The sequence below is a fragment of the Flavobacterium stagni genome, assembly GCF_004122105.1.
GTDB lineage: Bacteria > Bacteroidota > Bacteroidia > Flavobacteriales > Flavobacteriaceae > Flavobacterium > Flavobacterium stagni.
Window position 1 is genome coordinate 128,818 of record NZ_SBKN01000002.1, and the last position, 12,683, is coordinate 141,500.

Genomic DNA, 12,683 nt, shown 5'->3' on the forward strand with positions numbered 1-12,683 from the left:
AATGAAAAAACTAATCATAACCTTATTGGTAGTTGTAGGTTTTGTAGCCAATGCGCAAACTGCAGGTAATTTAACTTTTACATTTACTTGCCCAAAACATACCACTGGAAACTACACCACCGACGGTCGTTATGTGATCGCTGTATGGATCGAAAGTTGTACGCCATGTGGAACAACAGCAGGAACGTCAACTTTCGTGAAAACTAAATTAAGACGTTGGGGCTCTGGTACGAATGACCATTTACCTACATGGGTCACAAAATCAGCTCAAAATCTAACCGATGCAACCACAGGTGCGACAACAACAACTTTTACCTCTCAAACTGTAACTTGGAACGGAACCAATACAGCGGGAACTGTTGTAGCCGATGGATCCTACCGTGTATGTGTTCAAGAAACATGGGGACATGGAACGGCCAATACACAAACGCGTTATTTTCCATTTACTAAAGGAACTACAGTAGATTCTCAAACGCCGGCTGCTGATACGAGTATGACGGGAATGACGCTAGTGTGGCAACCAACTTTAGCGAATGAAACTTTCGTGGCAGGTCCAGAAACGGTTGTATATCCAAATCCTTCAACAGGAATTTTTAATGTAGAAGTGGCCAATGACCAACCCATTAAGAAAGTACAAGTTTTGAATGTATTGGGAGAAGTTGTTTATACCAAAGAGATTTCAGGTGTATTGGAAAATAATGTTTTACCTATTAATCTTTCCGAAATGAGTGAAGGAATGTATATCGTAAATGTTTCTAACGATAATGGTACCGCTACTCATAAATTATATTTGAAAAAATAGTTCTCAGAGTTAGTTAGTTCTTTAGAACAAAAAAGCATCCTAAGTTGATTAGGATGCTTTTTTTATGGATGGACTTCAGTAAGAATTGCTTTTAATCCCGGTGTTTCATATACTCGAAACCGTCCTTGCTCATCGGAGTAAATTAAATAGGCCTCAATTTCACAGTGCTTTGCTAAATAGTCTTTTGCCTTATCCAATCCCATTACCAATAACCCTGTAGCAGTAGCATCAGAGGTAATGCATTCTTTGGAAAATACTGAAGCACTCAATAAATTGTTCTTCGTAGGATAACCCGTCTTCGGGTCAATATGATGGGCCAATTTTACCCCATTTTCAACCGTAAATTTTCGGTAGTTTCCTGAAGTGGCAATGGCTAAGTTCTCCAGTCGTACAATCGCTTTGTTGGGATTGGCTTCCGTTTTATTGTCGATCGGTTGTTCTATACCCACCGTCCAATATGAACCGTCCGGTTTTCGGCCGTGTGTGTAGACTTCGCCCCCAATTTCCACCAAATAGGAAGTAATCCCCATTTGTTCCAAATAGCGGGCAATAACATCTACGGAATAGCCTTGCGCAAAAGCATTAAAGTCCAATTTTACCCGCGGATCTTTTTTAATCACTTGATCCCCTTTCAATTTGATTTTTTCAAAACCCGTAAAAACCAAAATACTGTCAATCTTCTGTTGATCCAATTTTTGTTTCTTTCCCGGTCCAAAGCCCCAGCCGTTCACTAAGGAATAAACTGTAGGGTCAAACGCCCCCTTTGTTGCTTTCCAAATCGATTTTCCTTTGGCAAAACAAACTTTGAAATACCCATCCACAGCAGTCGCTTCATTGCGGTTTATTTTAGAAATAACCGACTTCGGATTATACGTGGAAACCGACAAATCAAAATCGCTTAAAATCGAATCAACCTGCCGCTGTAAAAAACGATCTTTAGCATCGAAATACGAAATGTGATAGGTTGTCCCTTGAGCAAAACCTTCAAAGTATACGGGTTCGTTTTGCTGACTCCATCCCCATTGGGAAAGGAATAAAAGTAGGGCTAAGGGAATATTTTTTCCTTTCATTTTTTCTTTTTTGGGGTCTGTAATTTTTTTAAAGCTTCTTGATAGATCGTGTTGTCGGGTTGAACAAGCAAAGCTTTTTGTAACCCTAACTTCGCTTTTTCAGGATAATCCTTTTTAAACAATTGGGCATAATTGTAATGAATATCAACCGCTTCAGGATGTTGTTTCATGTAGTTTTGATACATCGCTTCGGCTTCTTTTTTTAAATTCAAATGATATAATGCTAGTGCCAATGCATCGATTTGTGGCCAAGTTCCCGTTTCCTTTTGGAAATAGGATTCCAGGTGTTTTTTTGCGGCAGCATAGTCTTTGAGATAAACAGCGATTAGTCCCAAATTCGGATTCATAGGCTGTTGTTCCATTTTTTGGTGTAAGGCTTTCAATAGGGAAGGTGGGACCGTTTTTTTGAACGTACCCCAATAGCAAAATCCGTCTTGATAGGGATTGAGTGATAAGCATTTTTCAAAATACGCCAACGCTTTTTCGGGTTGACCGGTATGTGCATAATACCATCCCAAATACAATTGCGTTTTGGCATTGCCATCAAAATACGTTTCCGAAAGTGTTAAATAGTCCTCAGCTTTTTTATAGTTTTTGAGTTCCAATGCCAATAATCCTTTTTCAGCATAGGCTTCATCATGATTGGAACGTTCTTTTATCGCACGATTGAAATCAGCTTCGGCTTCTTTCAATTTTCCCATGCGTTTATAAATCACCCCACGAAAACAATACGCATCGGCATTGGAAGTTTCGCAACGAACGGTTTGGGTGTAATTGCGCAAAGCTTGTGGGTACCAGCCCAATTTGTCTTCTAAAAGCGCACTCAAGAAATACCCATCGGGTGCATCGGGTTCCAATTGAACCACTTTTTTGTAATCGTTGATGGCACCTCGGTAGTCATAATACATTTCTTCAGTAACCGCGCGATCCAACCAGGTCATCGCATCATCGGGATGTTTCACCAAAAAGCTGTCCAAAACTTTAATCGCATCCCGATAGCGGCCTTCGTGGTATACCTTCACATACCGTGCCTGCATTAACTCTTTTTCATATTGCGCGAAAGTTGTAAGTCCGATACAACAAACTACTACAACTAGGATTTTTGTTCTCATGGTATTCAATTCAGTTCTAAAACAAGTAAAAGGCGATTTTCCCTATCAACTATTAAATTTTTTTATAACTATAGTAATTTGCCAAATTAATTGATTTTTGTCATGGCTCAATCGATTTCGTTTCCCTAAATTTACATTCCTAAAAAACGAATTGTATGCAAAAAACGTATAAACTTTCGGTCAACTCCGGAGCTACCTTCGAAGTAAATGAAAGTGAGGTTCACCACCTCGATGCTGTGGCAACTGGAACAAATTCCTTCCATGTTTTGAAAGATAATCTTCCCTACAAAGCTGAAATTGTAGCCGCTGATTTTATCGCCAAAAAATACACGGTTAAAGTCAATAACAATACTTACGAAGTTGCTATTGCCGATGAATTGGACCAACTTATTACCAGTATGGGAATCCAGCGCGGACGACACAAAGTGGTCAATGCCATCAAAGCACCCATGCCCGGTTTGATTTTGGAAATCAACGTAGAAGTAGGGCAAGAAGTAGTTGAAAATGATCCCCTTTTGATTCTTGAAGCCATGAAAATGGAAAACAGTTTCGTATCCCCTCGCGACGGTAAAATCAAGTCGATTGCCGTGGTAAAAGGACAAGCGGTGGATAAGGGCCAACTTTTAATCGAATTTGAATAATGAAGAAAATCACCAAAATATTAGTCGCCAACCGCGGAGAAATTGCCATCCGTGTGATGAAAACGGCGAAAAAAATGGGAATTAAAACGGTAGCGGTTTTCTCAGAAGCTGACCGTAATGCCCTGCATGTAAAATTTGCCGACGAAGCGGTTTGTATCGGACCTGCACCTTCAGCCCAATCCTATTTAAAAGGAGACACTATATTGGAAGTCGCCAAATCACTCGGTGTCGATGCCATCCACCCTGGTTATGGTTTCTTGAGTGAAAATGCATCGTTCTCGGCACTTTGTGAGGAAAATGGAATTATTTTCATCGGACCCAAACCGAAAGCCATCGAAATGATGGGAAGTAAGTTGGCCGCCAAAGAAGCTGTGATGCATTATGATATTCCGATGGTGCCCGGTGTTGACCATGCCATCGTTGATGTTGAAGAAGCAAAAAAAACAGCCAAAGAAGTGGGCTTCCCGATATTAATCAAAGCCTCTGCCGGTGGTGGAGGAAAAGGGATGCGTGTGGTAGAACGCGAAGAAGATTTTGAAGCACAAATGGAACGTGCGATCAGTGAGGCGACTTCGGCTTTTGGTGATGGTTCGGTTTTCATTGAAAAATATGTTTCCAAACCTCGCCATATCGAAATCCAAGTGATGGCTGATAGCCATGGGAATGTGGTTTATGTATTCGAACGCGAATGTTCGGTGCAACGCCGCCACCAAAAAGTAGTGGAAGAAGCACCTTCTGCAATTCTAACTCCTGAAAAACGTAAAGAAATGGGGGAAGCGGCGGTGAAAGTGGCCAAAGCCTGTGATTACTTGGGGGCTGGAACCGTAGAGTTTTTGATGGACGAACATTTGAATTTCTATTTCCTAGAAATGAATACCCGTTTGCAAGTGGAACATCCGGTGACCGAATTGATTTCGGGATTGGATTTGGTCGAATTGCAAATTCGTGTCGCACGCGGAGAAGCGCTACCTATGAAACAAGACGATTTGCAAATTCACGGTCACGCCATGGAGTTGCGTGTCTATGCCGAAGATCCGATGAATGATTTCTTACCGAATGTGGGTAATCTGGAAGTCTATCGCTTACCGGAAGGTGAAGGAATTCGCGTGGATAACGGTATTGCTGAAGGAATGGATGTGCCAATTTATTACGATCCAATGTTGTCGAAGTTGGTGACGTATGGTAAAACACGTGAGGAATCCATTGAAAAAATGATTGAGGCTATCGATAATTATATAGTAAAAGGGGTAGCTACCACTTTACCGTTTGGAAAATTTGTGATGCAACACGAAGCATTCCGTTCGGGCGAATTTGATACCGGCTTTGTGAAAAAATATTACGATGCTGAAAAATTGAAAGCACAATTGGATACTGAAGCCGAAATTGCGGCCTATTTGGCCTTGCAAAATTATTTAAACGATAAAAAAATCTTACGCGTACCCAACGCTTAGTTACGAAATCATGGAAGATAAAATACAAGTATTGAATGAGAAAATCGCCTTGGCCAAATTGGGTGGAGGCGCTAATCGAATCGCGAAACAACACGAAAAGAAACGGTTAACGGCTCGTGAACGGGTAGAATATTTACTCGACGAAGGTTCGTTTGAAGAAATCGGAATGTTGGTGACCCACCGTACCACCGAGTTCGGTATGGACAAAGAAGTCTATTACGGTGATGGTGTGGTAACCGGTTATGGAACCATCAACGGCCGATTGGTATATGTGTTTGCCCAAGATTTTACCGTTTTCGGAGGATCACTTTCAGAAACCCATGCAGAGAAAATTTGTAAAGTCATGGATTTAGCGATGCGTAACGGTGCACCGATGATCGGTTTAAACGATTCGGGTGGGGCGCGTATCCAAGAAGGCGTTCGCTCTCTGGGTGGTTATGCTGATATTTTTCACCGTAATGTGCAAGCAAGTGGCGTGATTCCACAAATCTCTGCGATTATGGGACCTTGTGCCGGTGGAGCCGTATATTCTCCAGCGATTACCGATTTTACCATCATGGTGGAAAACAACAGTTATATGTTCGTTACAGGTCCGAATGTGGTAAAAACCGTAACCAATGAAGAAGTTTCTTCGGAAGAATTGGGGGGAGCAAGTACGCATTCTACCAAATCGGGTGTAGCGCATTTAACATCTCCCAACGGAATTGAATGTTTGGAAGATATCAAGCGCATGTTGAGTTATATGCCGCAAAACCACAAAGAAAAAACGCCAAAATTGCCGTATACCTTAGGTGAGGAGTTGCGCGAACAATTGGATACCATTGTGCCCGATAATGCCAACAAACCCTACGATATGCACGATGTGATCAACGGAATTATCGATGAGGATTCGTTTTTTGAGATTCATAAAGATTATGCCGAGAATATTGTGGTCGGATTTGCCCGATTGGCAGGTCGCAGTATTGGTATTGTGGCAAACAACCCCATGTACTTGGCCGGTTGTTTGGATGTGAAGAGTTCGATCAAAGCCGCACGTTTCACCCGTTTTTGCGACTGTTTCAATATTCCTTTGTTGGTGTTGGAAGACGTTCCCGGATTCTTGCCCGGTACCGATCAAGAGTGGAACGGAATTATCGTTCACGGTGCTAAATTATTGTATGCCTTGAGTGAAGCAACCGTTCCGAAAGTGACGGTGATTACGCGTAAAGCCTATGGTGGAGCCTATGACGTAATGAACTCAAAACACATTGGTGCCGATATGAATTTTGCGTGGCCGAGTGCAGAAATTGCAGTTATGGGTGCTAAAGGTGCTTCGGAAATTATCTTCAAAAAAGAAATTAGCGAAGCCGCAGATCCTGCTGCCAAACTTTTAGAAAAAGAGGCCGAATACGCGGAATTGTTTGCCAATCCGTATACGGCAGCACAGCGAGGTTTTGTGGATGAGGTAATCTTACCGCGTGACACGCGAAGAAAACTGATTAAAGCTTTTGCCATGTTGGAGAACAAAGAAGTTGCTGTACCCAACAGAAAACACGGAAATATCCCGTTATAAAAAAAAAGAAACCTGCTACTACAGCAGGTTTTTTTTTATGCAATGAAGCATGAAAAGGGTTTACGGTTGTAGTTCGCTAACATTTTACCCAACTTCTCCCACAATTTTGACAAACGTAATTATTTCCAACTACAATTAGCATTCTCTCAGAGTTGTAGCGAAATTTAACTACTAATTCATTTCATACAAATACTCATTTACAATATTTTACTTCTGATTAAATGTTTATTTTTAACAAAAATCAAACGACCATGAAAAAAAGCTACTTTATTATTTGCCTTATGTTCACGTTTATTGTGAGGGGACAATTTCCGAATCCCATGACTGAAACCTTTGAATCAGCAACGAATCCTTTGGTGACAACCAATCCTACATCATGGTCGTTGCCTACGGGAACCAATGGAAATCAGTGGGGGATATTGGATAACGGCGTTGGTACGACTTCGAGTTGGGGATTGATTACCCAAACAGGATTAGTAAATTCAGGTCTGAAAGCAGCTTACTGTACAACAGAGAACATAGGGGCAGGAAATACTTCGCAAGATTATTTGACGACGCCTATTTTTACAGTTCCCAATGGTGGTGCCATTAAATTTTTTGTGCGCACACAACAAGCAGGAGATCAAGGGTCAGAATTGACAATAAAAATTTGTACAGCTCCTACAACTGTTAACGTTGCATTGCCATCAAGTTATACAACAACATTGGGTTTTTTTTCAGAAGTAAATTTGCCCTCTGGTTTAATCTATGAAGAAAAAACAGTTGATTTGAGTGCTTTTGCAGGACAATCCATTAGTATTGCTTTTGAATGGAAAACAACCCAGCCAACAGCGGCAATTGCTGGCGATACTGTTTTTTTAGATGATGTTCGCATCACGAGTAATGCTTGTTTACCCCCTTCCAATCTATACATCACGAATGTGACATCGACCACACTTACGTTAAATTGGTCTGAGAATGGAAATTCACAAGCTTGGGAAGTTTATTTAGCCCCTTGCGGTTCACCTGCTCCTACAGCTACTACTGGAGGTATGATGGCTGTAGCAACCAATTTTTATGTTTCAAATTTAATTCCTTCAACCTGTTATGATTTTTATGTTCGCTCCTTATGTCCATTTGTTCCTGGAGGGACCGTATGGGTGCCTTTAAATACGGGAGTTATGACACAACCCAATGGAGCTTGTGGAACCAATATCTATGATAATGGTGGAAGTAACGGAAATTATCAAGACAATAGTAATTATGTAGTTACCATTTGTCCTTCTAATTTTGGGGATCAGATCGGGTTACTTTTTAGTCAGTTCAATACCGAAGCTGGAGTTGATGTGCTCACCATTTATGACGGCACCTCCACATCAGACCCAATTTTAGGTCAATATTCAGGGAGTACATTGCCTCCAACTACTTTTTCGACTTCTCAAAATGGTTGTATTACTTTACAGTTTCAGTCCAATGGATCAATCAACTATGAAGGATTTAAGGCCACAATTGTTTGTGCACAAGGGAAAAGTATACAGATGGAACCGTTTTTGGATGCCAATAATGATGGGATCAAAAATAATGGCGAATTGGATTTTCCCTTTTTGAACTATCAAATTAGTCAGAACGCAGGGACACCACAAACGATACAGTTTGGCGCCAATGCCAATGCTATCTATGATGCCAATAGTGCAAATACCTATACGATAAATGCTTCTGTAACCCCAAATTATAGTGCTTATTTTACCTATTCAGGATCAGGGTTTGCCAACGAACAGACTGCATCACCACCTACAGTATTACCCTTTCCGATTACCCAGACCCAACCGTATTCTGATGTGGCGGTCAATATTGTTCCGATTTCATTACCGCGTCCAGGATTTCAATTTATGGTCAATTTATCCGTTGTCAATAATGGATTTAATACCGCTTCGGGAACTGTGAACTTTGAAAAGGGAGCAGGTGTAGTGAGTCTTACTTCGAATTATCCAGGTGTTGTTATTACCCCTCAGGGACTAAGTTACACCTTTTCAGGATTAACTCCATTATCACAAATTGTTATACAAATAGTGATGACCATGGATGTATTACCCAATGTAAGTTTGGGTCAGCTGATTACCCATCAAGCATCGTTAACATTAAATCCGATAGATATTATTACGGCCAATAATACTACTTCTTTGAGTCAGACTATTGTTGGGGCGTATGACCCGAATTTTGTGGTAGAACGTCACGGGCCGCAAATTCTGTATAGTACTTTTGGACCTAATGATACCTTAGAATACACGATTCATTTTCAAAATGAGGGGAACTTTTATGCGGAGAATGTTCGCATAGATAATCTATTAGACAGTCAACTTAATGCAGGCAGTATTCAATTGTTGGAAGCGAGTCACCCGTGCCGTTTGGTGCGTGACGGTTCACAACTGAAATTTTATTTTGACGATATCTTTTTACAGCCAAAATCGGTGAGCGAGGTGGCGAGTCAGGGATATGTAACATTCAAAATCAAACCCAATCCGGGTTATCAAGTGGGTACTATCATTCCGAATAGTGCTGAAATCTATTTTGATTACAATCCACCGATTTACACCAATACTTTTCAAACGAAGTTTGTCAATAGCTTAGCCAATACTGCTTTTGATAGTACTGATTTTGTATTGTATCCCAATCCGACGCACGATAGCATTACTTTAAATTTCTCTTCCCAACTAGAAGGCGCTTCTGTTGAGGTTTATGATTATACTGGAAAACGAATGTATCGTAATCGTGTAGAGGGAACGCCAATTCAAATCACTTTGCAGGATTATGCCACAGGCATGTATTTTGTGCGGGTGTTCAATGCACAAGGCAGTACCGTGAAAAAAGTGGTGAAATGGTAGCGAGGTTCTAGTGTTAAGTAACTAGAATAAAAAAAGGAGATAGTCAAGGTTGTTCCGTGATTATCTCCTTTTTTACTTCAAAAATTATGAAGTACAGTTAAATTTAAATCCGATGCCGTGCAAGTTTTCAATGGTGATTCCGTCTTGATTGGCGAATATTTTGCGAAGTCGGGAAATGAATACATCCAAGCTTCGCCCCATAAAATAATCATCTTCACCCCAAAGCGCTTTCAAAATATCTTCCCGTTTAAGAACTTGATTTTTATGATCCAAGAAAAGTTTAAGTAAGTCGGATTCCCGTTGGGTTAACGAAATGGTTTCCGTCTCATTAAATACGCGATAATTGGCCGCATCGAATTGATAGTTGCCTATGGAGTAAAAGGGAGAGGGCGTTGCGATTTTCTTTTGCGAGCGTTTTAAGAAGATTTCAATTTTAAGCATCAATTCTTCAATACTAAAGGGCTTCACGAGATAATCATCTGCGCCAATTTTAAGTCCGCGAATACGATCTTCTTTCAAGGTTTTGGCTGAAAGAAAAAGGATGGGTACTTCTTGATCTTTCGCACGAATGGCTTCTGCCAATTCAAAACCATCCATTTTAGGCATCATAATATCCAAAATACACAAATCAAAATCACCTTTGGGAAAGGCATGAAGAGCACTTTCGCCATCGGGGAAATGATGCACATCATAATAGCTTTCTAAGTGATCTTTGGTGAGAAACGCGATGGTTTCATCGTCTTCGGCATACAAGATTTTATATTTGCTCATAGCTTTTTTTGGGTATTTGTATTGAAATAGTTAGACCTTGTTCTTTATTGTTTTGCGCGCTGATTTTCCATTGGTGTTGGGTACATATTTTTTTGACATAAAAAAGGCCTAATCCAAATCCGTTGACTTCATTACTCTTTTTATCGGCAACACGGTAGAATTTATCAAAGATCAAATTTAAATTTTTTGGAGCGACTCCGATACCGTTATCCGAAAAATCGAGGCGGAGGCCATTTCGGTCCTCGCTTACCGTGATTTGAATATTGGGTGTAACATCGCAATATTTGACCGAGTTATCGATCAGGTTATAAATAATGTTTGAAAAATGAAAACGGTCGGCTTCTATGGTATAGTCACGACTCGCATTAATGGATACTACGAGCTGATCATTTTTCAACCGGATGGAGTCAGCGGCTTCCTGAAGTAGGGGCAACAATTGTAATTTTTCGGGTTGAAGGGCTAATGGAGATTCGTCACTTTTGGCAATATTCAACACCTTTTCAATATGATGATTGAGTTTTTTACTTTGGTTGATGATGATTTCGGTGTAATCGTGTAGTTTTTTATTATCGCGAATAGCATCTTGTTTGTTGAGATAACTTGAAGCTAATAGGATAGAGGACAAGGGTGTTTTAAACTCATGGGTCATGTTGTTGATAAAGTCCCGTTGGAGTTCTGAATATTTTTTTTGTTGAATGATGGTATAAATTGAGTAGACGTAGACGAATAAAACAATCATCAAGGCAAACGAGAGTATAAACCAAAAACGTAGCGAACTTAATAAATATGTCGTTTCATTGGGGAAACGAACGGCAAAGTAATACACTAAGTTTTTATGTTTTGGAAAATAGACGGTATGGGAAGTAGGTTTTCTATCGGTAAATGATACGTAATTTCCATAGACCATTTCATCACTTTGACAATTGTACATGGCGTATTCAAAGTCGGTCGTGATATTCATTTTGGCAAATTCTGTTTTTAGGTAGAATTCCAATATATCGGGTTGAAAGTCATTTTCAACATTGACGATGTAATAATCGTTGGCTACTTTTTCGACGGGATTATTGGAGGGGAGTTCACTACCTTTTCCTTCGTATAATTTTTTGACGACTTCTAGTAATGCAATATGGGTTTTTTGGGTGAATTTTTTCTCTTCTAAGTTAAAAGCTTGATTGGTCCAAAGGAGTTGGGCCACAAGGATACCTAGGGTGGCAATCATCCCGAGAACTATAATACTATTTAGGTTTTTTGTTTTCAAATTTAATCTTCTTGGTACTCAAAATTAGCTAAAAAATGCCGGCTTTAGTGCTGTTAACAAGTCATTAACAAAGATTTGAAACCGCTTAACAACATTGGAAAGGGAAGCAAATTACATTTGTATCATCAAGTAAAGCATTCTACTTATTTAATTATAAATTCAAAACACAAAAGAATATGAAAACATTAAAATTATCTTTAGCGGCAGTAGCCTTCGGGTTGATGTCGTTTACATCGGTTTCTGTAGTTGAATCAGCAACAGTTAAAATGGCAAATGCTTCTTCGATTGTATGGAAATCTGAAACTATTGATGTAGGTGAAATTCCTCAAGGAACACCGAAACCGATTGAGTTTTCTTTTAAAAATACAGGAACGAAGTCGGTATTGATTACTAATGTAAAACCTTCATGTGGATGTACAACTTCTGATTTTACGAAAGAAGCTATTGCACCTGGTAAAATGGGATTTGTAAAAGCATCGTATAATGCAGCAGCAGCTGGTGCTTTCACCAAAACGATCACGGTGACTACAAACGCTGAAGAAACTCCAAAAGTGTTGACTTTTAAAGGGACTGTGGTTGCAAAATCATAAGTTTTCGATATAAAGGTGATTAAGAAGAACGAAAAACTCCTGATGTAATGTCAGGAGTTTTTTATTTAGGATTTTGATTTAATCATTTCCATTTTTTTTTGACGATCAGCAATAATTTCTTTGAATTTCTTTTTTTGCTCATCATTCAGAAAATTCAAAATACTTCGTTCGGCTGTTTCATTGATAGACTGTACCTCTTGCATTTTTTCGTCTTGCGATAATCCTTCTTTTTTGAGTATGGCATTTATTTTTTTTGAACTGGCGTCAAATTCTTTTTGAACAATTACAACTTGTAATTCATCCAGAGTAAGATCTTTTTTTAGTTTTTCTACAATTTTAGAAACGGTCTCTAACCGTTCTTTTTCAATTTCATCAGCAGATTTTTCACGAGGTTGGGCAGAAGGCATTCCCATGGAGGAGCGACCGGCTCCATAGGGATTACCATAACCGTATCCACTTCCGTATCCACTTCCAATACCATTTCCATACATTTGGGCAAAACTACAAGTGCCCATAAACAAAAATGCTGCTATTATTGAATTTTTCATTTGAAATAAATTTGGTATTGTAAATGT

General features: G+C 39.7%; 11 protein-coding genes. 6 read left to right on the forward strand and 5 right to left on the reverse strand.

Annotated elements, in window-relative coordinates; translation table 11 throughout:
- The first annotated feature begins 1 nt into the window (after position 1).
- Positions 2–802 carry a T9SS type A sorting domain-containing protein gene (locus tag EQG61_RS04985; protein ID WP_129460808.1) on the forward strand — a complete coding sequence of 267 codons (801 nt, stop codon included), beginning with the start codon at positions 2–4 and terminating at the stop codon, positions 800–802.
- Positions 803–864: 62 nt separating this feature from the next.
- On the opposite strand, the gene EQG61_RS04990 is transcribed toward EQG61_RS04985, so the two are convergent.
- The gene (locus tag EQG61_RS04990) at positions 865–1,872 is read right to left on the reverse strand and encodes an FAD:protein FMN transferase (RefSeq protein ID WP_129460809.1); all 1,008 of its coding nucleotides are present in this window, start codon (positions 1,870–1,872) and stop codon (positions 865–867) included.
- Positions 1,869–2,984: a tetratricopeptide repeat protein gene (locus EQG61_RS04995; RefSeq protein ID WP_129460810.1), complete on the reverse strand. Its 1,116-nt coding sequence runs from the start codon at positions 2,982–2,984 to the stop codon at positions 1,869–1,871. The genes EQG61_RS04990 and EQG61_RS04995 overlap by 4 nt, the downstream gene beginning before the upstream one ends.
- A gap of 155 nt (positions 2,985–3,139) precedes the next feature.
- On the opposite strand from EQG61_RS04995, the gene EQG61_RS05000 reads away from it, so the two are divergent.
- From EQG61_RS05000 to EQG61_RS05015, 4 genes are all read left to right on the forward strand, one after another.
- Positions 3,140–3,625, forward strand: a complete 486-nt coding sequence (locus EQG61_RS05000) for an acetyl-CoA carboxylase biotin carboxyl carrier protein subunit (protein ID WP_129460811.1) — start codon at positions 3,140–3,142, stop codon at positions 3,623–3,625.
- A gap of 8 nt (positions 3,626–3,633) precedes the next feature.
- On the forward strand, positions 3,634–5,076 hold the full coding sequence (gene accC / locus EQG61_RS05005) for an acetyl-CoA carboxylase biotin carboxylase subunit (protein ID WP_129461019.1): 1,443 nt from the start codon (positions 3,634–3,636) through the stop codon (positions 5,074–5,076).
- Positions 5,077–5,086: 10 nt separating this feature from the next.
- Positions 5,087–6,628, forward strand: coding sequence for an acyl-CoA carboxylase subunit beta (locus EQG61_RS05010; RefSeq protein ID WP_129460812.1), 1,542 nt, complete (start codon positions 5,087–5,089; stop codon positions 6,626–6,628).
- Positions 6,629–6,948: 320 nt separating this feature from the next.
- The gene (locus EQG61_RS05015; protein WP_164974890.1) at positions 6,949–9,489 is read left to right on the forward strand and encodes a T9SS-dependent choice-of-anchor J family protein; all 2,541 of its coding nucleotides are present in this window, start codon (positions 6,949–6,951) and stop codon (positions 9,487–9,489) included.
- 84 nt (positions 9,490–9,573) lie between these two features.
- On the opposite strand, the gene EQG61_RS05020 is transcribed toward EQG61_RS05015, so the two are convergent.
- Together EQG61_RS05020 and EQG61_RS05025 are read right to left on the reverse strand one after the other, a co-directional pair.
- Entirely contained in the window at positions 9,574–10,260 is a 687-nt protein-coding gene (locus tag EQG61_RS05020) for a response regulator transcription factor (protein ID WP_129460814.1), read from the reverse strand.
- Positions 10,247–11,479: a sensor histidine kinase gene (locus EQG61_RS05025; RefSeq protein WP_317127770.1), complete on the reverse strand. Its 1,233-nt coding sequence runs from the start codon at positions 11,477–11,479 to the stop codon at positions 10,247–10,249. Before EQG61_RS05025 ends, EQG61_RS05020 begins: the two co-directional genes overlap by 14 nt.
- A 215-nt stretch (positions 11,480–11,694) precedes the next feature.
- Here EQG61_RS05025 and EQG61_RS05030 point away from each other — a divergent pair, with 215 nt between their 5' ends.
- Entirely contained in the window at positions 11,695–12,108 is a 414-nt protein-coding gene (locus tag EQG61_RS05030; protein WP_129460816.1) for a DUF1573 domain-containing protein, read from the forward strand.
- A gap of 65 nt (positions 12,109–12,173) precedes the next feature.
- Here the strand turns inward: EQG61_RS05030 and EQG61_RS05035 are convergent, their stop codons facing one another.
- The gene (locus EQG61_RS05035; protein WP_129460817.1) at positions 12,174–12,656 is read right to left on the reverse strand and encodes a hypothetical protein; all 483 of its coding nucleotides are present in this window, start codon (positions 12,654–12,656) and stop codon (positions 12,174–12,176) included.
- Positions 12,657–12,683: the final 27 nt, after the last annotated feature.